22 protein-coding genes are annotated in these 19701 nt (G+C 66.7%); 10 read left to right on the top strand and 12 right to left on the bottom strand.

Annotation, left to right across the window (positions count from 1 at the left end):
• Nucleotides 1-86: 86 nt before the first annotated feature.
• The 4 genes from BWQ93_RS12375 (at nt 87) to BWQ93_RS12360 (ending at nt 3207) form a co-directional block, all read left to right on the top strand.
• Nucleotides 87-590: a GNAT family N-acetyltransferase gene (locus BWQ93_RS12375; protein ID WP_077030817.1), complete on the top strand. Its 504-nt coding sequence runs from the start codon at nt 87-89 to the stop codon at nt 588-590.
• A gap of 240 nt (nt 591-830) precedes the next feature.
• Nucleotides 831-1418, top strand: a complete 588-nt coding sequence (locus tag BWQ93_RS12370) for a DUF1285 domain-containing protein (protein WP_077030816.1) — start codon at nt 831-833, stop codon at nt 1416-1418.
• A complete protein-coding gene (locus BWQ93_RS12365) occupies nt 1418-2002 on the top strand; it encodes a CoA pyrophosphatase (RefSeq protein ID WP_156878223.1) in 585 nt (194 codons plus the stop codon). Before BWQ93_RS12370 ends, BWQ93_RS12365 begins: the two co-directional genes overlap by 1 nt.
• Nucleotides 1999-3207, top strand: coding sequence for a CCA tRNA nucleotidyltransferase (locus BWQ93_RS12360; RefSeq protein WP_077030815.1), 1209 nt, complete (start codon nt 1999-2001; stop codon nt 3205-3207). Before BWQ93_RS12365 ends, BWQ93_RS12360 begins: the two co-directional genes overlap by 4 nt.
• Here the strand turns inward: BWQ93_RS12360 and BWQ93_RS12355 are convergent.
• From BWQ93_RS12355 to BWQ93_RS12340, 4 genes are all read right to left on the bottom strand, one after another.
• Nucleotides 3180-4859, bottom strand: a complete 1680-nt coding sequence (locus BWQ93_RS12355; protein ID WP_077030814.1) for a putative bifunctional diguanylate cyclase/phosphodiesterase — start codon at nt 4857-4859, stop codon at nt 3180-3182. The two genes, BWQ93_RS12360 and BWQ93_RS12355, sit on opposite strands and share 28 nt — an antisense overlap.
• An 89-nt stretch (nt 4860-4948) precedes the next feature.
• Nucleotides 4949-7249: a DNA topoisomerase IV subunit A gene (gene parC, locus BWQ93_RS12350; RefSeq protein ID WP_077030813.1), complete on the bottom strand. Its 2301-nt coding sequence runs from the start codon at nt 7247-7249 to the stop codon at nt 4949-4951.
• Between the two features lie 107 nt (nt 7250-7356).
• On the bottom strand, nt 7357-8478 hold the full coding sequence (locus tag BWQ93_RS12345; protein WP_156878222.1) for a hypothetical protein: 1122 nt from the start codon (nt 8476-8478) through the stop codon (nt 7357-7359).
• 113 nt (nt 8479-8591) lie between these two features.
• Nucleotides 8592-10004: a M20/M25/M40 family metallo-hydrolase gene (locus BWQ93_RS12340; protein WP_077030811.1), complete on the bottom strand. Its 1413-nt coding sequence runs from the start codon at nt 10002-10004 to the stop codon at nt 8592-8594.
• Between the two features lie 114 nt (nt 10005-10118).
• Between BWQ93_RS12340 and BWQ93_RS12335 the strand changes: the two genes are divergently transcribed.
• From BWQ93_RS12335 to BWQ93_RS12320, 4 genes are all read left to right on the top strand, one after another.
• The gene (locus BWQ93_RS12335) at nt 10119-10730 is read left to right on the top strand and encodes a lysophospholipid acyltransferase family protein (RefSeq protein ID WP_083720848.1); all 612 of its coding nucleotides are present in this window, start codon (nt 10119-10121) and stop codon (nt 10728-10730) included.
• Between the two features lie 215 nt (nt 10731-10945).
• On the top strand, nt 10946-11767 hold the full coding sequence (locus BWQ93_RS12330; RefSeq protein ID WP_077030810.1) for a DUF1295 domain-containing protein: 822 nt from the start codon (nt 10946-10948) through the stop codon (nt 11765-11767).
• Entirely contained in the window at nt 11757-12161 is a 405-nt protein-coding gene (locus tag BWQ93_RS12325) for a ribose-phosphate pyrophosphokinase (RefSeq protein WP_156878221.1), read from the top strand. Before BWQ93_RS12330 ends, BWQ93_RS12325 begins: the two co-directional genes overlap by 11 nt.
• A 2-nt stretch (nt 12162-12163) precedes the next feature.
• Nucleotides 12164-12874, top strand: a complete 711-nt coding sequence (locus tag BWQ93_RS12320) for a site-2 protease family protein (RefSeq protein ID WP_077030808.1) — start codon at nt 12164-12166, stop codon at nt 12872-12874.
• 3 nt (nt 12875-12877) lie between these two features.
• Here the strand turns inward: BWQ93_RS12320 and BWQ93_RS12315 are convergent, their stop codons facing one another.
• Nucleotides 12878-13807, bottom strand: coding sequence for an isopenicillin N synthase family dioxygenase (locus tag BWQ93_RS12315; protein ID WP_077032372.1), 930 nt, complete (start codon nt 13805-13807; stop codon nt 12878-12880).
• Between the two features lie 130 nt (nt 13808-13937).
• Between BWQ93_RS12315 and BWQ93_RS12310 the strand changes: the two genes are divergently transcribed.
• The gene (locus tag BWQ93_RS12310; RefSeq protein ID WP_077030807.1) at nt 13938-14363 is read left to right on the top strand and encodes an EVE domain-containing protein; all 426 of its coding nucleotides are present in this window, start codon (nt 13938-13940) and stop codon (nt 14361-14363) included.
• 3 nt (nt 14364-14366) lie between these two features.
• Here the strand turns inward: BWQ93_RS12310 and BWQ93_RS12305 are convergent, their stop codons facing one another.
• From BWQ93_RS12305 to BWQ93_RS12275, 7 genes are all read right to left on the bottom strand, one after another.
• On the bottom strand, nt 14367-14699 hold the full coding sequence (locus BWQ93_RS12305) for a PilZ domain-containing protein (protein ID WP_077030806.1): 333 nt from the start codon (nt 14697-14699) through the stop codon (nt 14367-14369).
• Nucleotides 14700-14817: 118 nt separating this feature from the next.
• Nucleotides 14818-15000 carry a hypothetical protein gene (locus tag BWQ93_RS12300; RefSeq protein WP_077030805.1) on the bottom strand — a complete coding sequence of 61 codons (183 nt, stop codon included), beginning with the start codon at nt 14998-15000 and terminating at the stop codon, nt 14818-14820.
• Between the two features lie 59 nt (nt 15001-15059).
• Nucleotides 15060-15461: an alternative ribosome rescue aminoacyl-tRNA hydrolase ArfB gene (arfB, locus tag BWQ93_RS12295; RefSeq protein WP_077030804.1), complete on the bottom strand. Its 402-nt coding sequence runs from the start codon at nt 15459-15461 to the stop codon at nt 15060-15062.
• The gene (locus BWQ93_RS12290; RefSeq protein WP_077030803.1) at nt 15454-16137 is read right to left on the bottom strand and encodes an RluA family pseudouridine synthase; all 684 of its coding nucleotides are present in this window, start codon (nt 16135-16137) and stop codon (nt 15454-15456) included. The genes arfB and BWQ93_RS12290 overlap by 8 nt, the downstream gene beginning before the upstream one ends.
• 202 nt (nt 16138-16339) lie before the next feature.
• Complete coding sequence (locus tag BWQ93_RS12285; protein WP_077030802.1) at nt 16340-17146, bottom strand: DODA-type extradiol aromatic ring-opening family dioxygenase; 807 nt, start codon at nt 17144-17146, stop codon at nt 16340-16342.
• Nucleotides 17147-17150: 4 nt separating this feature from the next.
• On the bottom strand, nt 17151-17747 hold the full coding sequence (locus BWQ93_RS12280; RefSeq protein ID WP_077030801.1) for an FMN-dependent NADH-azoreductase: 597 nt from the start codon (nt 17745-17747) through the stop codon (nt 17151-17153).
• 143 nt (nt 17748-17890) lie between these two features.
• The gene (locus BWQ93_RS12275) at nt 17891-18586 is read right to left on the bottom strand and encodes a pirin family protein (protein WP_077030800.1); all 696 of its coding nucleotides are present in this window, start codon (nt 18584-18586) and stop codon (nt 17891-17893) included.
• 135 nt (nt 18587-18721) lie between these two features.
• Between BWQ93_RS12275 and BWQ93_RS12270 the strand changes: the two genes are divergently transcribed.
• On the top strand, nt 18722-19660 hold the full coding sequence (locus tag BWQ93_RS12270; RefSeq protein WP_077030799.1) for a LysR family transcriptional regulator: 939 nt from the start codon (nt 18722-18724) through the stop codon (nt 19658-19660).
• Nucleotides 19661-19701: the final 41 nt, after the last annotated feature.

The raw sequence follows: 19701 nt of genomic DNA, 5'->3' as shown, positions 1-19701 counted from the left end.
AATTCCTGTTCGGCGGGAACGACATTCGGCTTTGCTTCGCCGCGCCGCACCCCTAAAGCGCCGCCGCATTAGCGAAAGGGCACGTGTTGGTCGAGTTACTTCCATTGTCGGATATCACGCCGTTGGCGGTCGAGGATATTCTCGACGCCGCGTTCGGGGCGGACCGCTTTGGACGAACCGCCTATCGTTTGCGCCAAGGCATGGACGCGATCCCGGCGCTGAGCTTCGCGGCCGTAGAGGATGGCGAGCTGGTGGGCACGATCCAGTGCTGGCCGGTCGCGCATCATGCGCCAGACGGCAGCGCGACCCCGCTGGTCATGGTCGGCCCGGTGGCGGTGCGCCCCGACGTCCAGCGCGGCGGGCACGGCCGTTTGCTGATGGCGCATATGCTTGAAGCGGCCGAGACCGCGGCCGATGGCGCGCTGATGATGATCGGCGACCCCGAATATTATGGCCGCTTCTTCGGTTTCGCCGCCGATGCAACGGGGGCGTGGAACCTGCCCGGGCCCTATGAGAAGCACCGCCTGCTCGCGCGCGCGGTGAATGGGCATGGCCTGCCGACGGGCGCGGGGATGATCGGGCCGCGCTGATCCACTTGCCCTCCCCCTTGATGGGGGAGGCAGCGAGACTTGGCAGCTTGCTGCGTAGTCGCAGCGGTGGGGGTGCGGTTCCGGTCTGAAACGTCCGGGTGCACGCAGGCACCATCACCCTCATCCAACTTCGCCTAAGCCGCGGCGCGGCCAAGGCTTCGTATCCTTCTCCCATCAAGGGAGAAGGGCTGTCGCGCGAAGCCGACTTGCACCATCCGCCCGTCCGCCTATGTCGGATGGATGGTCACCCCCGCGCCATCGCTCCCAAAGAACTTCTCGCAGCTCTCGCTGACCGAGGCCGCCGAGCTTCTTGCAGCGCGCAAGCTGCCGCCGGTCGAAAGCTGGCACCCTGAACGCAGCGGCGACAGCTTCATGGAAATCCGCGCCGACGGCAGCTGGTATCATGAGGGCGGGCGCATCAACCGCCCCGCGATGGTCAAGCTCTTCTCGACGATCCTGCGCCGCGAACCCGACGGCAGCCACGTCCTCGTCACCCCCGCCGAGAAGCTCGCCATCGCGGTCGAGGACACACCTTTCCGTGCCGTAGAGATGAAGAGCGAAGGCGAGAGGGAGAACCGCAAGCTGGTCTTTCGCCTCGACACCGACGACCTCGTGATGGCGGGGGCGGACCATCCCTTGAGCTTCGGCAACGACCCAGACGATCCCGACCCGCGCCTCCACGTCCGCGGTGCCATCGGCAATGGCCTCGAGGCGCGTATCGACCGTGCGCTCTATTACGAGATTGCCGAGTTGGCATTGGCCGAGGGGGGCGACCCGCCCGCGATATGGTCGAACGGCGCGCGCTTTCCTTTGTTGAGCGCCGCCTGATGCTCTCCGAAAAATTGCGCGCCGCGCTCGAAAACCTGCTTCCCGGCGAGGATGAGGACGAGACATATCTCGGCACCCCGACGCTGCGCGACGCCGCGGTGCTGATCGCCTTCACCGACCGTCCCGACCCCGGCGTCATCCTGACCCAGCGCCCGCAATGGCTGCGCAGCCATGCAGGACAGGTGGCCTTTCCCGGCGGCAAGATCGATCCGGGCGACCGCGACGCGGTCGACGCTGCGCTGCGCGAGGCCGAGGAGGAGATCGGGCTCAATCGCCGCGACGTGATGATCGCGGGGACGACCGAAGCCTATCGCTCGGGCAGCGGCTATCACATCACCCCCGTGCTCGGGGTGATCCCGCCCGACCTGCCGCTCGATCCCAACCCCGACGAGGTCGAGGACTGGTTCGAAGTCCCGCTCGATACGCTGTTCGACCCCGGCAATTACGACCGCCAGCAAGCGCATTGGCAGGGCCATGACCGGCATTATTATGACATGATGTGGCAGGGGCGGCGGATCTGGGGCGTGACGGCGGGCATCATCGTCAATCTGGCGCGGCGCCTGCCCGCGGGCTGGCACCGATGACCGTTCTGCCCGACGCCGAATGGCGCCATCGCGACGGGCTGAAGCGCATCGTCGCGGCGCTCACCGCGCGCGGCGGCGCGGTGAAACTGGTCGGCGGCGCGGTGCGCGACACGCTGCTGGGCCTGCCGGTCGCCGACATCGACCTCGCGACCCCGCTCACCCCCGACAAGGTGACCGAGAAGCTCGAGGCGGTCGGGATCAAGGTCGTGCCCACCGGCATCGCGCACGGCACCGTCACCGCGATCGCCAGCCACGACCGGCACGAGATCACGACCTTGCGCCGCGACGTCGAGACCGACGGTCGCCGCGCGACCATCGCCTTCGCCGACGACTGGCGGGAGGATGCGGCGCGGCGCGATTTCACGATCAACGCACTCTATGCCGACCCGAAGACGGGTGCGATCGACGATTATTTCGGCGGGCTTGCCGACCTTGAAAGCGGGCGCATCCGCTTCATCGGCGACGCCGCGACGCGCATCGCCGAGGATCACCTCCGCATCCTGCGCTTCTATCGCTTCGTCGCACGCTTCGGGCATGGCGAACTCGATGCCGCCAGCCACGCCGCGGTGATCGCCGCGCGCCAGTCGCTGAAAAGCCTGTCGCGCGAACGCGTCGCCGACGAACTCACCAAGATATTGGCGCTCCCCGACCCGCGCGCGATCGTCGGGCAGATGGCGACCGACGGGATGTTCGAGGTGATCCTGCCCGAACTGGCGCCCGACTTTGCGGAAACGCTCGACCGGCTGCTCGCCAATGAGGGGCTCGCCGCAGCCGAACCCTCAGCGCTGCGCCGTCTCGCCGCGCTGCTGCCCCCCGACGCGCCGACCGCCGAGCAGGTCGCCAGCCGGCTGCGTTTCTCGACCCGCCAGCGCAAGCATCTCGCCGCCATCGCCGGGCATCGCACTACGGCGCTGCCGCCGCCGCGCCGTCTCGCGCATGCGATCGGCGTCGAGGCGGCGGCGGACGTCTATCTGCTCGCCGCCGACCCCGCGGCCGCATCCGAAGCGCTGCGGTCCTTGTCGCAATGGTCGGTTCCCGACCTGCCGCTCAAGGGCGGCGACATCATCGCGCGCGGCGTGACCGCGGGTCCCGAGGTCGCGCGGCTGCTCAAGGCGGTCGAAGCCGCGTGGGTGGCAGAGGATTTTCCTGGCGCGCCGCGCGTCGCCGAATTGCTCGATCAGAAAATCGGGCGGCTCAGCGACTGACGCCAATAGTCGAAGGCTTCGCCCTCGGCCATCGGCCGCGCGAAGAGGTAGCCCTGCCCGAAGTCGCAACCGAGCGCCGACAGCAGCCGCGCCTGGTCGGCGGTCTCGACCCCCTCGGCGGTGGTTTTCATGCCCAGAGCTTCGGCCAGGCTCTGGATCGTGCGCACGATCGCGACCTTGTCGCGGTCGTCGACCATATGCTCGACGAAGCTGCGGTCGATCTTGAGCACGTCGAGCGGCAGCCGCTGGAGATAGGCGAGGTTCGAATAGCCGGTGCCGAAATCGTCCATCGCGACGCGGGTAGACAGCGCCTTCAGCTCGTTGAGCACCGACAGCGCGAGGTCGGGGTCGCCGATGATCGCGCTTTCGGTGAGCTCGATCATCAGCCGCTCGCCGCCGATCTGGTTCGCGGCGAGCGCCTGGCGCACCACCGCGGCGACATCGTCGCGCACCAGCTGGATCGCCGACACGTTGACCGAGAAATAGCAATCGACCGGCGTGCCGCCGTTCTGCGAATCCCAGGCGGCGAGGGTGCTCGCGGCCTTGGCGATCGCCCATTGGCCGAGCGGCACGATCAGCCCCGAATCCTCGGCGACGGGGATGAATTCGGTCGGCGATATCGAGCGGTCGCCGTCGTCTTCCCAGCGAGCGAGCGCCTCGAAGCCCGCCACCTTGCCCGTCGACAGCTCGACCAAGGGCTGGAAGGCGAGGTGGAGCCGGTCCTCCTCGATCGCGTTGCGCAACGCGGTTTCCAGCCCGAAACGATTGTCCGAGAGCATTGCGGCTTCGGGTTCGTAGATTTCGATGCGGTCGGTCTGCTTCGCCCGCTTCAGCGCGATCTGCGCGTGGCGGATCTGGTCCGCGACATCGGTGTCGCCGCCGGGCTGGATCGTGCAGCCCAGCGCGCAATCGACGCTGACCTTGAGCTCGCCGATGCGGAAGGGATGGTCGAAACAGCCGCGGATGCGCCGCGCGATCTCGCGCACATCGGCGCGCCCGCCGGCGATGCGCGACGAGATGGCGAATTCGTCGCCGCCGGTGCGGGCCAATATATCGCCGCTGCGCAGGCTCGACTTCAGCCGCCGCGCGACGGTGATGATCAGCTCGTCACCCGCGAGCGGCCCGATATGTTCGTTGATGCGGCTGAAGCGCGCGAGGTCGAGCAGCAGGATCGCATGGTCCGATTCGGCGTCGGCGGCGATGCGTTGTTCGACCAGCTCCTCGAACCCGGCGCGGTTGGGTAGGCCGGTCAGGCTGTCCGACACCAGCTCGCGGCGCAAATTGCGCTCGGTCATCATTTCCTGCGTGCGGTCGATCAGCGTCAGCAGGAACAGATCTTCATCGCCATATTCGCCGGGCAGCGGGCCGATCGATGCGCGCAGGTCGCGCGCGGCGGGACCGTCGCCCAGCTGGCACGAGAATTCCTGGCTGTCGTCGGGGTTCTGCGCGGTGCGTTCGATCGCGCGGCGCAGCTCGATCGGGGCGTTCGCGCCCGCGGGCGACAGGTTCAGCCGGTCGAAGGCGGCGTTGCTCGCGTGCAGGCGGAAATTGCCGCGCGGCAGCGGCCGGATCAGCGCGGCGGGTACCGGAAGGGCGTCGATCCAGCCGACGAACAGAAGCGGCCGGTCCTCGCCGGTGCGATCGATGGGCATAAAAGAGGGTTTTGTGCGACCTTTCCCCATGGCTCTTGGGCGTAGGGGCGGGGGGTAAAAAAGCTATTTACGTCAACGTGGAAAAGCGATCAGTCGAACCGGTTGCTCCTCGGAAAGCCCTCGGGGGGATTGCGGCCCGCGGCGCCGCGCGCGACGCGCCATAGAGAAACGTCGACATTGCTGCGCATCCGCCCGCTTTCGCCGCCCATTTTCCAGCTGAGCCCTTCGGCCAGCACGATGGTCGTCGCGTCGGACAGGCCGCCGTCGCGAAAACGCTGGAGCGCGACGCCCTGGCCGCGCGCCATCACCGGCACTTCGCTCAAGGGAAAGACCACCAGCTTGCGGTTCTCGCCGATCGCCGCGACGCTGTCGTCGCCGGCGCCGACCGGGCGGACGACGGCCAGCTGTGCCTTGGGCTTCAGATTGACGACGTTGCGGCCCTTGCGCGTCTCGGCGATCAGCTCGGCCATCTGCGCGATAAAGCCGTGCCCGCTGGTCGAGGCGAGCAGCAGGCGGCCGTCGGCGCTCGCGGGCAGCAGCGCGACGATGCGCGCCTCGGGATCGATATCGACCATCAGCCGTAGCGGCTCGCCGAAGCCGCGCCCGCCGGGCAATTTGTCGGCGCCGACGGTGTAGAAACGCCCGTCGCTCGCCGCGATCAGCAATTTGTCGGTGGTCTGCGCGCGCACCGCGAACAGCAGCTCGTCGCCTTCCTTGAACTTGAACTCGCCCCACTGTTCGGGCGCGACATGGCCGCGCTGCGCGCGAATCCAGCCGCGCTTCGACAGGATCACCGTCACCGGCTCCTTCTCGATCATCGCGTCGAGCGGGATGTCGCGCGCCGGGGCGGCCTCGGCGATCGTCGTCCGCCGCGCGCCCAGCAGCGTGTCGAGGCCATAGACGGCGCGCAGTTTCTCGAGGTCCTTGCGCAGCCGCGTTTTCTGCCGCGCCGGGCTGTCGACCAGCTTCGCCAGTTCCTCGCGTTCGGCGGTCAGGTCGGCCTGCTCGCGCTTGAGTTCCATTTCCTCGAGCTTGCGCAACGACCGCAGCCGCATGTTCAGGATCGCCTCGGCCTGGCGGTCGGTCAGGACGAATTCTTCGATCATCACTGGCTTGGGCTCGTCCTCGGTGCGGATGATCTCGATAATCCGGTCGAGGTTGAGAAACGCAATGATATAGCCCGCAACGAGTTCCAGCCGGTCGTCGATCTTCGCGATGCGGTGCTGTGCGCGGCGGACGAGCACGACGATCTGGTGCTGCAGCCATTCGGTGAGCAGCTGTTTCAGCCCCATCACCTTCGGCGTGCGCGTCGCGTCGAGCACGTTCAGATTGAGCGCGAAGCGGCTTTCGAGATCGGTCAGCCGATAGAGGCTTTCCTTCAAAATGTCGGGATCGACGTTGCGGCTCTTGGGTACGATGACGATGCGCAGATCCTCGGCGCTCTCGTCGCGCACATCTTCCAGGATCGGCAGCTTCTTGTCGGCGATCAGCTGCGCGATCTGTTCGATCAGCTTGCCCTTGGCGACGCCATAAGGAATTTCGCTGATGACGAGCTGCCAGATGCCGCCCGCCTGCCGCTCGATGCCGCTCTCTTCCCAGGCGCCGTCCGCCTTGCCGGTCGAAAAGCGCGCGCGGACGCGGAAGCCGCCGCGCCCGGTCTCATAGGCCAGAGCGATCGCCTCGGGGCTGTCGACGACGATGCCGCCGGTCGGGAAATCGGGGCCCTTCACATGCTCGAGCAATTCGGCAAGTTCGGCGCGCGGGTTCTCGATCAACACCAGCGCCGCATCGATCACCTCGGCGGCGTTGTGCGGCGGTATGTTCGTCGCCATGCCGACCGCGATCCCGCTCGCGCCATTGGCGAGCAGGTTCGGGAAGAGGCCCGGCATGATCTCGGGCTCTTCGTCCTCGCCATTATAGGTCGGCTTGAAATCGACGGTGCCCTCGTCGAGCCCCTGCATCAGATCGACCGCGACGCGCGTTAGCCGCGCCTCGGTGTAGCGATAGGCCGCGGCATTATCGCCGTCGATATTGCCGAAATTGCCCTGGCCGTCGACGAGCGGGTAGCGGAGCGAGAAATCCTGCGCGAGGCGGACCATCGCGTCATAGACCGCGGTGTCGCCGTGCGGGTGGAACTTGCCGATGACGTCGCCGACGACGCGCGCCGACTTCTTGTAGCCCTGGCTCGGGTCGAGCCGCATCGCGCGCATCGCCCACAGCAGGCGGCGGTGCACCGGCTTCAACCCGTCGCGCAGATCGGGCAACGAGCGCGCGGTGATCGTCGACAGCGCATAGACGAGGTAGCGCTCCGACAGCGCGCTGTCGAAGGGGGTGTCGCTCATGCCGGGTACGGGGTCGGAAGGAGGAAGGTCGTCGTCGTTGGTCGCCATTGTCCGGCGCGGATAGCAAGCCCCGCGCCGCATGGCAAAGGGCGATACGGGTCAGTGGAAATTGATCTTCGCGATCGGACGCGCTTGCGTGGACGGGGCGCCCGGCGTCAGCAATTGCCCGGCGTCTTGCCCTCCGACCGGCAATTCTGCTCGTAGCGCTGGTAATCGGCGTCGGAGCCATAGCCGGTGCCGCCGCCGCCGCCGCCCGGCGGGGTCATCAGCCCCTGGATCAGCGCGCCCATCAGCGCCGGGCCGCTGCCCTGACCGACACCGCGGCAGCGCCCTTCGTCGGCGAATTGCAGGCATTCGACCTTGTTGCCGCTCATGATCGCGCCGACCATGCTTTCCTGCCCGTTGGCATAGGTGAAATAGGCCTTGAGGAAGGTCTTGCCGCTCGGCTTGTCGAGCTCGGTATCGACCAGATCGACCGACCCGGCGCGATATTTGTTGACCGCCCAATAGCGCGAATCCTCGAGCACCGCGCTTTCGAGCAGGGGGCGATAACGCGCCTCGGCGCCCTTCGGCAGCGCGGCCTTCAGCGCCTTGCATTCGGCGATTGCCGCCAGCCGCGCCTGTTCGGCCTGCGCCGCCTGCTCGGCGCGCTGGACCGCGAGTTCGCGGTCGCGCACGACATAGTCGACGACCTCGGTCGCGTTCCCGACGGTCTTCGATTCCCACCGCGGCGACGCGCCCGGCGCGCTCTTGCCGACAAAATCGAGCGAAGCGGCATTGCAGATACCGACGACGGTGCCGTTGACCTCGTTGACCAACTCGCACCGATCGCCGGTGCGCGTGCCCGACACCGTGCCCTTCGCCGAGCGCCGCCCGTCGCTCATCTGCCAGGTGCCGCTGACCAGATTGCTGTCGAACTCCAGCTCGTAACGGATCGTCCCGTGATACGGCTTGCCGTCGAGCTTGAGCGCGCTGCCGATCAACCCGCCCAGCGTGTCGCCCCGGCGGTTGCCGCCGGTTTTCGGATATTCGACGCCTTCCAGCTGGCCTTCATAGACGACCTTGCCGCGGAAATTGGGGTCGATCGATCCGCCGTTCGCCGGCGCGCGCGCGACCCATTGGCCCGACGCATCCTTGCACAAGGTGGTCTTTTTGGCCTTTCCGCCCTCGACGACGCTCGACACGCGGCACTCCTGCCCGGCCTGCATCGCCTGCGCGTCGCCGCTATACATAAATGCCGCCAGCGCCGCGGCGCCGAACAAAATTCCCTTGATCATCCGAATCACCCCCACGTCATCGAACTGGCCAAGAAGTATCACATGCTCCAAAAGTGAAAAGCGGCCTTCGCGGACGATCACTGCAAAGTTGCGGATAATATAGGGCGCTGGTGTCAGGGCTTGTCGGCATAGGCCTTCACCAGATCGACCATATAGTCGCGGCCCACATAGAGCGATTGCACCGCGATGCGCTCGTTGAGGCCGTGCACACCATTGCCGTCGGGATCGCCCCACATGCCCGGGATACCATAGGTCGGGATGCCCACCGCGCCGAGGAAGGTCGCGTCGGTATAGCCGTTCGCCATCGACGGGAAGACCTTCAGCCCAGGCCAATATTTGGCGACGAGCTTCTCCATCGGCCCGATGATCTTCGGGTCGAGCGGCGGCGCGGGCGGGGCGGGGCGCTTTGGCGGCAGCTGGGTGATCGTCACTTTGGGATCGTCGATGACCTTCGCCAGCTCGTCCTTGATCGATTCGATGCTGTGCCCCGGAAAGATGCGGCAATTGATGTTCGCGCCCGCGCGCTGGGGCAGCGCGTTGGCGGCGTGGCCGCCGTCGAGCAGGGTCGCGACGCAGGTGGTGCGCAGATTGCTGTGCAGGAAGGGATCCTTGTTGACGATCGCCTCGGCCGCCGTGTCGGCCGGGTTCTTGGCGAGCGCGACCATCGCCTTGCCGATGTCGTCGCCGCGGATCGCGCCGGCCTCGGCGAAATAGCGCCGCGTCACGTCGGTCATCTCGACCGGAAATTCATGCGCCTCGATCCGGCCCAGCGCGCGCGCGAGTTCGTAGATCGCATTGTCGGGCATCGGCGCCGAGCTGTGCCCGCCGGGGTTGCGCGTTTCGAGGCGGAAATTGGCGAAGGTCTTTTCGCCGACCTGCACCGACTGGCCGATGACCTTGCCCTTGCCGTCGCTGTCGCCGCCGCCGCCTTCGTTGAGCGCGAATTCGGCGTCGATCAGCTCGCGCTTGTTGGCGGCGAGCCATTCGACGCCGTTGAACGCGCCGTTGGTCTCCTCGCCGCAGGTCAGCGCCATCTTGATCGTGCGCTTCGGCTTGTAACCCGCCTGCCGGAAGCGGATCAGCATGTCGACCCACACCGCGGCCTGCGACTTCACGTCGAGCGTGCCGCGGCCATAAAAATAGCCATTTTCCTCGAACAAAGTGAAGGGATCGCGCTCCCAGTCGGCGCGCTTCGCCTCGACGACGTCGATATGCGCCATCACCAGGATCGGCTTCGCAGTTTTCGAGGTACCCGGATAGATGGCGACAAGACCGCCCTCCTTGGGGTTTTCCGGCGTCGCGAAGAGATGGAGTTGGCTGTCGGGAAAGCCCGCCGCCTTCATCCGCGCCGCCATGCGCTCGGCCGCGAGCGTGCAGCTGCCCGACGACAGCGTCGTGTTGGTTTCGATGAGTTCCTTGAAAATCTCGCGAAAGGCGAGCTGGTCGGGGCGCGGCGCCTCCTGCGCGGCGGCGGGCGCCGAAAGCGCCAGCGCGGAAAGCATCGACAACCAGATTTTCTTGATCATGGAGATCCCCTTTGCAGGTGAAGGGAGCAGAAAGCGCCAACCCCCGCAAGGCGCTTTGTTTTTCTTGCGCGCCCCTCGCCTTTCGCGCATCCCGGCCGCGGGAGAGGACCGACCGTGACAGCTTATGACGATCATCCGCCGGGACTGGTGGCGCGCGCCGTGCGGCGGCTGTTGCTGGCGATGTACCGGCTGCGCGGCTGGAAGGCCGAGGGCGAGGTGCCCGAGCCGCGGCGCTTTATCATCATTGCCGCGCCGCACACCAGCAATTGGGATTTCGTGAACTTCCTCGGCCTGACCGCCGACCTCAAGGTGCGTCCGCATTTCATGGCCAAGCTGTCGCTGTTCAAATGGCCGATCGGTGGCTTCATGAAACAGATGGGCGGCATTCCGGTCGATCGCCACAACGCCTCGAACGCGGTGCAACAGATGGTCGAGCAATTCGCGCGCCGCGCCGAATTCATGCTCACCGTCGCGCCCGAAGGAACGCGCGGCAAGGCGAAGAAATGGCGCACCGGCTTCTATCAGATCGCGCTCGCGGCGAAGGTGCCGATGGTGGTCGGAATGATGGACTATGGGACAAAGACCGGCGGCCTCGGCCCCCTCATCTGGCCGACCGGCGATTTTCGCGCCGACATGCTGAAGGTGCTTGAAATATACAAAAGCTGTATCCCCAAATTTCCCGAGCGGGCGGTGACGTCGATCGATGATATTGTGGGCGTGGATTAGGGGTTGAGGTTCCTCCCCCTCGATGGGGGAGGCAGCGAGACTTGGCAGCTTGCTGCCTAGTCGCAGCGGTGGGGGTGCGGTTTCGGTCGGGAGCGACGTCGCGAGGACGCAGCATCACCCCCATCCAACTTCGCCTAGCGCCGAAGGCGCAAGGCTTCGTATCCTTCCCCCATCAAGGGGGAAGGTGGTAGAGGGATCGGTCAAGGAGCGTGGCGATGACGGGTGTGGCGATCGTGCTGGCGACCAATTTTTTCGGGCTGATCCTGGTCATCGGGCTGCTCTGGCTGATCGCGCTCGCGATCCGCGACGTGTCCTTCATCGACGCCTTCTGGGCCTTCGGCATGGTGCTGCTGGCGTGGGGCACCGCGGTGCAGGTCGGCGGCGAAGGGCTCCGCGCGCATCTGCTGCTCGGGCTCACCACCCTGTGGGGGCTGCGGCTGTCGATCCACCTGCTGCTGCGCTGGCGCGCGACGGGCGAGGATCCGCGCTATCAGAAGATCATCGCGAGCATCATGAAGAAGCGCCATTGGGGCTGGGAAATGACCGCACTGGTCAGCGTCTTCCTGACGCAGGCGCCGCTCCTTTTCATCACCAGCCTGCCCGCGCAGATCGGCATTTGGGCGAGCGCCGCGGCGCCGGCATCGGCGATCGGCCTGCTGGGGTGGATCGGCGTCGGCGCGGCGCTGACCGGCATCGCGTTCGAGACGATCGGCGACTGGCAGCTGCACCGCTTCCGCGGCAACCCTGACAATCATGGCAAGATCCTCGACACCGGGCTGTGGCGCTACACGCGCCATCCCAATTATTTCGGCGACGCGCTGACCTGGTGGGGCATCTTCCTCGTCGCCGCCGACGCCGCCTTCTGGGTTGCGGCGGCAAGCGTCATCGGGCCTTTGTTCCTGACCTTCACGCTCACCAGATGGTCGGGCAAGGCGCTGCTCGAACGCGGCATGAAGCACACGCGCCCGGGCTATGACGATTATATCGCGCGTACCTCGGGCTTCATTCCGTGGCCGCCCAAAAAGCGTGGCGCTTGACCCTGGCCTCGAAGGCGCGGCGCCGGTCCCGGCCGACGCCGGCGCGCTCGGCGACGCCCCGCGCATCCGCGCGATTCTGACCGAAGCGGCGCGCGAAGGGCGCAGCGTCAGCTACTCCGAGCTGCTCGGCGATCTCGGCTTCCGCTTCACCCGTCCCAAGATGCGCGCGGTGTGCAAGACGCTCGAAGAGGTCGACCGGCTCGCCGCGCTGGACGGCGAACCCGACCTCGCGGTGCTGGTGGTGCGCGAAAGCGACCGCTTGCCGGGGCAGGGCTGGTGGGTCGGCGGCACGGCGCTGCTGCTGGGTTACGACGGCCCGTGGGAAGGCGCGGCGGCGGCGCGGTTTATCAGGGAGCAGCAGCAGGCGGTGTTCGATTTTTGGGCGGAGCAGTAAGGGTGCGCGAACTCGGTGTGTCGATCGTGCGGACCATCCTTGCGCTGATGTTGCTCGGCGGGCTCCACGAATATGCGCCGCCGTCGTGGGGCGCTGGCATACTCGTCGCCTTCTTCGGCCTCTCCCTCGTCGTTACGCTGATCCACGAATTGGGGCACGCGCTGGCCGTCTGGCTGCAGCGCGGTACCGTTATCGAAATTTCTGTGTTCGGCCTGGCCTATGCCCCGGCGGACCGTGGTTTTTCCTTGAAACCGCTTCCACCGGGAGGCGACCTCGCCGGCTATGTCCATTTCCTGCCGCCCGAGGCGGATTGGACAAGGCGGCAATATGGCATCGTCACCGCAGCCGGACCGCTTGCCGACGCATTGCTTGCGCTTCTGGCGCTCTCGATGTCGATGTGGCTGGCGGCGCCTGATCCGTCGATACGAGCGCCTATCGCAGTCGTCGCTTATGACGATGCACCGTCGATTCCGACAACAATGCGTAGCAATCTGCCTTCGAACGAAGAGCATGCGCGCAACATCGCAGAAGAGCGGGCCCGCAGAAAATGGGCGCCATTCAAGGATCTGGAAGCACTAGCCCCGATGCTGATGGTCGTCGCCTTCATCTCTTCGCTCGGGAATTTGCTGCCCTATCGCGGCAGCGATGGCGCGAAGCTGCTCGAACTCTGGCGCGGACGAAACCGGTTCGCTCGCACGCCAAAGCGGCGATAGGCCCTACTTCTTCAGCCCGATCTCCCGCAGCCGTTGCTGCAGATACTCATCCGCCGTGATCGGCGTCGGATAGAGGTTCGGGTGCGCCGCATCGATGCAATTTTCCAGCGTCTCGATCGGATAGTCCGAGCGGAAGTGGAGGAAGAAGGGCATCGAGTAGCGCGCGACGCTGGCGCGGCCTTCGTCGGGGTTGCGCACGCGGTGGGTGGTCGAGGGCAGGCGGTTGTTGGTCAGCCGCTGGAGCATGTCGCCGACATTGACCGCCATCGCGCCAGGCGGCGGCGACACGGGGAGCCAGCTGCCGTCCTTGTCGAGGATTTCGAGCCCGGCTTCCTCGGCGCCCAGCAGCAAGGTGATCGTGTTGATATCCTCATGCGCCTCGGCGCGGATGCCCTTTGCGGGGGCCTCGACCGGCGGGTAGTGAAGCAGGCGCATCACGCTGTTGCCGTCCTTCACCGTTTCGTCGAAGAAATCGGGGTCGAGCTTGAGGTAGCGCGCGATGCCCGAGAGGAGCCGCCCGCCGACGCGGTCGAATTCGGCGAAGAGCTTGTCGTAGGCGGTGCGGAAGCCCGCGACCTCGGCGGGCCAGACATTGTTCGGCTGCTGCGCGGCCAGACGATGACCCGCGGGCAGGTCGCGGCCGACGTGCCAGAATTCCTTGAGGTCGACCTCCTTCGCGCCCTTGGCGATCTCGGTCCCGAAAGGCGTGTAGCCGCGCGCGCCGCCGCCGCCGGGGATATGATAGGCGCGCTTGGTTTCCTCGGGGAGCGCGAAGAAGGCCTTGGCCTTGTCCCACGCTTCGTCGATCAGCTCGGGGTCGATGCCATGATCGGTGATCATCGCGAAGCCGAAGCGCTCGAAGGACGCACCAAATTCTTGCGCGAAGCGGTCGGCGGGAAGCGCCATGGAAATCACGGGTACGGCGGCGGTCATCTTGTTTTCCATCTGTCTGGGGGCGGCGCCGGTGGCGCGCGTCATGCGATGCGATTTAGGCGCTGCGGCGCGCGCGTTAAAGGGAAAAAGGCGGTTCCGTCGCGCGTGCGGCTCGGCTAGACCCGCGGCCATGGCAAAACAATATTGGCTGATGAAATCCGAACCCGACGCCTATGCGTGGGAAACGCTGGTCAAGGACGGCAAGGGCATGTGGGACGGGGTGCGCAACCACACCGCCAAGCTCAACATGATGGCGATGAAGGTCGGTGACGAGGCGCTGTTTTACCACAGCAATATCGGCAAGGAATGCGTCGGGATCATGGAGATCGTCGAGGAACATTCGCCCGATCCGACCGCCGACGAAGGATCGCCGTGGGTTATCGTGCGCGTCGCGCCGGTGCGCGCGCTGAAACATCCGGTGACGCTCGCGGCGATCAAGGCCGACCCCAAGCTCGCCGACATGGACCTCATTCGCCAGTCGCGGCTGTCGGTCGGGCGCGTCACGCCCGCCGAGTGGAAGCATATCCTGAAGAAGTCGGAAAAGCCCGAGGGCTGAGCGTCAGCCTTTCAGGCGGCTCAGCGTCGCCTGCATATGCTGCGCGACCGACGGGTGGAGCGGCGAGACGAATTCGCAGCCGAAACCGATGCCCTCGTTGCGGCGCACCACCGCCTCGATCGCCTGCAGGCCGGGCAGGTTCACCCACACGTGCATGCCGATGCGCAGCCGTGCGAAGGTGACGACGCGAAAGCCCGTCGCCGACAGGTCGAACAGCTCGACGTCGAAGGGGTTGCACCCCGCCTCGCGCATCCGCGCCATCCCGCCGACCTGGGTGCGGGAGTCGCGGCGGGCATTGCCGCCATCCTTGATGGTGAAATTGGGCTGGTACGTCACGGTCCGCTGCGTCCCATAGAAAGTGGAGCGGTCACCCTAGGCGCCGATGCTTTCCGCAGCGTAAACGGACGTCGTAAATTTCTTTAAGGAGGGGGTTATTCGTCCCGCGGCGGGACGCTTATTTGTCCCAGGGCGATTTTTTGGCGTCGCGGCTGCCGCCGCCCTCCGATTGTTCATAGGCGCGATCGGCGGCGCGGTCGGCCGCGACGATCACCCCCGCGCCCATGATGCCGCAGCCGACGAGGCCGAGAATGCTGAGACAGCCGAGCCCCATCAGGATCGAACGGACGATATCGGTCATCGCGGATGCCCCATGCTGAACGTGGGGGCGGGATTACCGCGCCAAGGTAAATTTGGGGTTTACTCTGATGAGCGAACGCGGCCGCGCCCCGCCTTCACCGCGCTGCGCGCCTTCTTGCCGTCGACGCGCCGCGCCTTGGCGGCCTTGCTCGGCTTGGTCTTGATGCGCTTTTCGGGGCGGATCATCGCCTGGTCGATGAGGGCGCTCAGCCGCGCGCGGGCGTCGGCGCGGTTCGCTTCCTGCGTGCGATACTGGCGCGCGAGGATGATCAGCTCGCCGTCGGTCGTCATCTTGCTGCCCGCGAGGAGCTTGAGCCGCTTATAGGCTTCGGGGTCGAGCCCCAGCGCGAAGACGTCGACGCGCAGCTGGCACGCGGTCGCGACCTTGTTGACATTCTGCCCGCCGGGCCCGGTTCCGGCGAGGAACTTCTCCGAAAGCGCGCTCTCGGGAATCTCAGCCACGCGTCGGCTCCGCACCCTCCGGCGCCGCGAAACTCAGCGCGACGAAGCGGTCGGGGAAGGGGGCTTCGGCGACGATGGGCGGTTTCGCGCCGCGCTGGACAACCAGGCGTTCGGCGTGGAGCATCGTGCGGTCGCGCTTGCCGCCCGTGCCGTAAACGGGATCGCCGACGATAGGGAAACCGAGCCCTTCGAGCGCATGGACGCGCAGTTGATGCGTGCGCCCCGTTTCGGGGCGAAAGCGCAGCAGGCTGCGCCCGCCCGCCTCGGCCAGCTTTTCCCAATGCGAGATCGACGGCTTACCTTTCGCATCGCCGACCATGCGCCAGCCGTCCTCGGCGGTCGACACTTTGGCCAGCGGCAGGTCGATCGTCCCGCGGTCGTCCGCGACCACGCCATCGACGATCGCCAGATAGGCCTTCTCGACCGCGCGCGCCTCGAACGCCTGGGTGAAGCGGCCATGCGCCTTGGGGTTGCGCGCGAGCAACAGGCATCCCGACGTGTCGCGGTCGAGCCGGTGGACCGCGAGCGGCCAGCGCTTGAAGCCGAATTTCAGCGTGTCGAGATGGTTGATCAGGCTGATGCCGCCGTCGCGCGGCGCATCGACGGGCAGGCCCGCTGGCTTGTCGACGACGATCGCTTCGCCGTCGAGGAACAGGATATGGTCGGTGAGCAACATCGGCGGCCTATAGGCGATGCGGAGCTTTGCGCCAATGGCGCCGTTCTATTTTGGTTCACGCGAAGACGCGAAGACGCGAAGAAGATGGCTTGGGCCGAAAGGCCCCATATTCAGCGACGTTGCAGGTTACCGAAGCGACGGGATGGAGCGCCGCTTCGCGGCAAAGGCCAACATCTTCGCGCCTTCGCGTCTTCGCGTGAAATCATTCGGCGCCGAAGGCGTAAACGTCCATCGCGAGCAGGCCATAGGTCGTGCTGGCGTGGAGGCGTTCGGCGGCGAAGGGGGAGCCGCCCGCGCCCATGGCGACGAACAGCGGCAGGATATGATCTGGCGTCGGATGATTGTCCGCGCCGTGCGGTGCGCGTTCGACCGCGTGCAAGACGTCGTCGACGGCGCCCGCCGCCATGCGCCCGGCGACCCAGTCGGTGAAGTCGGTGACCCACGCCGGGGCGGGGGCGTCGATCGGCAGACGCGAGGAAAAGAGCGCGCGGAGATTGTGCGTGATGCTGCCCGATCCCACGATCAGCACGCCTTCGTCACGCAGCGGGGCGAGCGCCTGGCCGAGGGCATAATGCCATTCGGGCGCGGCGTTCGACGCGATCGAGAGCTGGACGACGGGGATGTCGGCCTGCGGGTAGATGAGCGACAGCGGCACCCATGCGCCATGGTCGAGGCCGCGTTTGGGGTCGGCTGTGACCGTCAGGCCGTGCACCCCGAGCAGCGCGACGATCTGCGCGGCCAACGCCGGATCGCCGGGAGCGGGATAGCGCATCGCGAAGAGCTCGTCGGGAAAGCCGCCGAAGTCGTGGATCGTCGGCGGCGCGGGCGAGGCGGTGACCGTCGCGCGGCCACCCTGATACGCCGCATCATGATGCGCCGACACCATCAGGATTGCGCGCGGGCGCGGGAGACGGGCACCCAGCCCAGCGAGGAAGTCCCGCGCCGGGCTGGGCTCGAGCGCCATCATCGGCGAGCCGTGCGAAACGAAAAGGCTCGGCAGACGGCGCATCGGATCAGGCGGCCTGCTGCAGCGCGTCGATCGACGCGGTGGCCTTGGCGATCGCTTCGCCGTCGATCATCTGCTGGTCGGCGGCGATGATCGCGACGTCGGTGATGCCGACGAAGCCGAGGACGTGGCGCAGATAGCCGGTGGCGAAATCATAGTCGCTGCCCACCGGCACGCCGCCCGAGGCGACGACCAGATAGGCCTTCTTGCCCTTGAGCAGGCCTTCGGGACCGGTCTCGGTGTAGCGGGAGGTGCGGCGGGCGCGGGCGATCAGGTCGACCCAGGCCTTGAGCGCGGCGGGGATCGCGAAATTATAGACGGGCACGCCGATGACGATCGTGTCGGCGGCTTCGAGCTCGGCGATCAGCTCGTCCGAGGCGGCAAGCGCGGCGCGCTGGTCGTCGCTGCGCTCGGCATCGTCGGTGAAATTGGCGCCGACCCAGGCTTCGGTCAGCAGCGCGGGCGGGGTGAGCGCGAGGTCACGGCTCGTGACCGCGGCGCCATAGCCCTGTTCGACGAGGCGGGCGACGAGCTGGTCGGTCAGCTGGCGGGTGGTCGAACCGGCGTTGCGGGCCGAGGCGTCGATGCGAAGAATATGGGACATGAGATTGCTCCTTTGACTGGAATGAAAAAAGGGAAGGGGGTGCCGCGAGTTCGCCTTACCGGGGGATGGGGGATGAACTCGCGGCACGAGGGTGGGCCGCCGCCGTCAGGGAGGAGAAGGGGCGGCGGCCCCGGGGGGCTTCGTTACAGGCTATCGACCAGCACCAGTTCGGCGTCGTCGACCGCCTCGACCTCGATCGTGCCGACATCGCGGATCGCGATGCCGTCGCGCGGGTCGGCGTCCTCGCCATTGACGCGGATACGGCCCTTGGCGGCGACCAGATAGACGTGGCGCCCGGCGCCGAGATCATAGGCGACCTTTTCGCCGGCGTTCACCGTCGCCGCCGCCACACGGGCGTCGGCGCGGATCGGCAAGGCGTCGTCGCCTTCGATCCCGCTCGCCAGCGTCACGAACTGGCCCGAGCGGTCGGCCTGGGGAAATTGGCGCGCCCCCCAGCCCGGATTGCCGCCGTCGCGGTCGGGCATGATCCAGATCTGGAACAGCGTCGTTTCCTCGTCCTCGAGGTTGAACTCGCTGTGCGTCACGCCGGTGCCTGCGCTCATCACTTGGACGTCGCCCGCCGCGGTGCGGCCGCTGTTGCCCATCGAATCGCGGTGGGTGATCGCGCCGGTGCGGACATAGGTGATGATTTCCATGTCGCGGTGCGGGTGCGGGGGGAAGCCCGCCTGCGCCGCGATGGCATCGTCGTTCCACACGCGCAGCGCGCCCCAGCCCATGCGCTTCGGGTCATGGTAGCTGGCGAAGGAGAAATGGTGGCGGGCGTCGAGCCAGCCGTGATTGGCGTGGCCGAGGCTGTCGAATTTGCGGATGTCGATCATCGCGTCGTCCTTTCTGTCTTGTCGATCTTCACCACATCGCCGGGGCGGGAGTGAAGCTGTTGAAGGCAAGATAGCGATGGAGATCGTTTCTAAAATAGCGTAGATGGAAATTGATCGTTTCCATTTGGAGTGTATATGGCGCTTCCCGATTATGAAGGCTGGGCCTGTTTCGCCGCCGTCGCCGACAGCGGCAGCTTCACCGCCGCGGCGGCGAGCCTCGGCCTGTCGAAGGCGAGCGTGTCGAAGGCGGTGACGCGGCTCGAGGCGTCGCTGGGTATCACTTTGCTCCACCGCAGCTCGCGCACGGTTACCGTGTCGACTGCGGGGGCCGGTCTGCTCGGCGAGGCGCATGCGATGGTCGCCGCGGCGACAGCGGCCACCGAAGCAGCACGCGGCGACCGCGTCGATCTCGCCGGCCCGATTCGCCTCGCCGCGCCGATGAGCTTCGGGATCAAGGTGCTCGGCCACCCGCTCGCCTCTTTTCTCGAGATGCACCCCGCGGTCGAGATCGAGGTGATGCTGAGCGACGCGCGCCACGACGTCATCGCCGAGGGCATCGATCTTGCGCTGCGTATCGCGAGCATGGAGGATTCGAGCCTGCTCGCCCGCACCATCGCGCCGGTCGCGGGTTCGGTGATCGCGAGCCCCGCTTATCTGGAGAAGCACGGCACCCCGCGCCACCCGCTCGACCTCGGCCGCCATCGGCTGATCGGCTACGGCCACCGCGAACGCGCGATGCCGCTGCGCTTCCACCGCGACGGCGAGGAGGCGACGGTGATCCCGACCGGGCCTTTGTTCACCAACAATGGCGACGTCATGATCCCGCTGCTGATCGCGGGCGGCGGGATCGCGGTGCTGCCCGACTTCATATCCGAAGAAGCGCTGGTGAAGGGCGAGGTCGTCCGCATCCTCACCGACTGGTCGCTGCCGCAACCCTATCTTCACCTTCTTTCGCCACCATCGCGGCTGCGCCCGGCGCGGGTGAAGGCGCTGTCGGACCATCTGGTCGACACGCTCAAGCGCTCGTGCAACGGCGCGCACGCGCAGCATCTGGCGCTTGGGGCGGGCGTCTAGACGGTTAAGACTGTGGGATGGAATCCCCGCGACTCGCGGAT

The organism is Sphingopyxis sp. QXT-31 (assembly GCF_001984035.1).
GTDB lineage: Bacteria > Pseudomonadota > Alphaproteobacteria > Sphingomonadales > Sphingomonadaceae > Sphingopyxis.
This window is presented reverse-complemented; position numbering and strand designations above follow the sequence as displayed.

Excerpts from the sequence above, each read along its gene's own strand:
- BWQ93_RS12290 (WP_077030803.1), bottom strand. The coding sequence starts at position 16,137 with ATGTTGCTCACCGACCATATCCTGTTCCTCGACGGCGAAGCGATCGTC.
- BWQ93_RS12315 (WP_077032372.1), bottom strand. The coding sequence starts at position 13,807 with ATGACCGCCGCCGTACCCGTGATTTCCATGGCGCTTCCCGCCGACCGC.
- BWQ93_RS12270 (WP_077030799.1), top strand. The coding sequence starts at position 18,722 with ATGGCGCTTCCCGATTATGAAGGCTGGGCCTGTTTCGCCGCCGTCGCC.
- parC (WP_077030813.1), bottom strand. The coding sequence starts at position 7,249 with ATGGCGACCAACGACGACGACCTTCCTCCTTCCGACCCCGTACCCGGC.
- BWQ93_RS12360 (WP_077030815.1), top strand. The coding sequence starts at position 1,999 with ATGACCGTTCTGCCCGACGCCGAATGGCGCCATCGCGACGGGCTGAAG.
- BWQ93_RS12300 (WP_077030805.1), bottom strand. The coding sequence starts at position 15,000 with ATGACCGATATCGTCCGTTCGATCCTGATGGGGCTCGGCTGTCTCAGC.
- BWQ93_RS12340 (WP_077030811.1), bottom strand. The coding sequence starts at position 10,004 with ATGATCAAGAAAATCTGGTTGTCGATGCTTTCCGCGCTGGCGCTTTCG.
- BWQ93_RS12280 (WP_077030801.1), bottom strand. The coding sequence starts at position 17,747 with ATGTCCCATATTCTTCGCATCGACGCCTCGGCCCGCAACGCCGGTTCG.
- BWQ93_RS12330 (WP_077030810.1), top strand. The coding sequence starts at position 10,946 with ATGACGGGTGTGGCGATCGTGCTGGCGACCAATTTTTTCGGGCTGATC.
- BWQ93_RS12355 (WP_077030814.1), bottom strand. The coding sequence starts at position 4,859 with ATGCCCATCGATCGCACCGGCGAGGACCGGCCGCTTCTGTTCGTCGGC.
- BWQ93_RS12275 (WP_077030800.1), bottom strand. The coding sequence starts at position 18,586 with ATGATCGACATCCGCAAATTCGACAGCCTCGGCCACGCCAATCACGGC.
- BWQ93_RS12310 (WP_077030807.1), top strand. The coding sequence starts at position 13,938 with ATGGCAAAACAATATTGGCTGATGAAATCCGAACCCGACGCCTATGCG.
- BWQ93_RS12345 (WP_156878222.1), bottom strand. The coding sequence starts at position 8,478 with ATGATCAAGGGAATTTTGTTCGGCGCCGCGGCGCTGGCGGCATTTATG.
- BWQ93_RS12365 (WP_156878223.1), top strand. The coding sequence starts at position 1,418 with ATGCTCTCCGAAAAATTGCGCGCCGCGCTCGAAAACCTGCTTCCCGGC.
- BWQ93_RS12285 (WP_077030802.1), bottom strand. The coding sequence starts at position 17,146 with ATGCGCCGTCTGCCGAGCCTTTTCGTTTCGCACGGCTCGCCGATGATG.
- BWQ93_RS12370 (WP_077030816.1), top strand. The coding sequence starts at position 831 with ATGGTCACCCCCGCGCCATCGCTCCCAAAGAACTTCTCGCAGCTCTCG.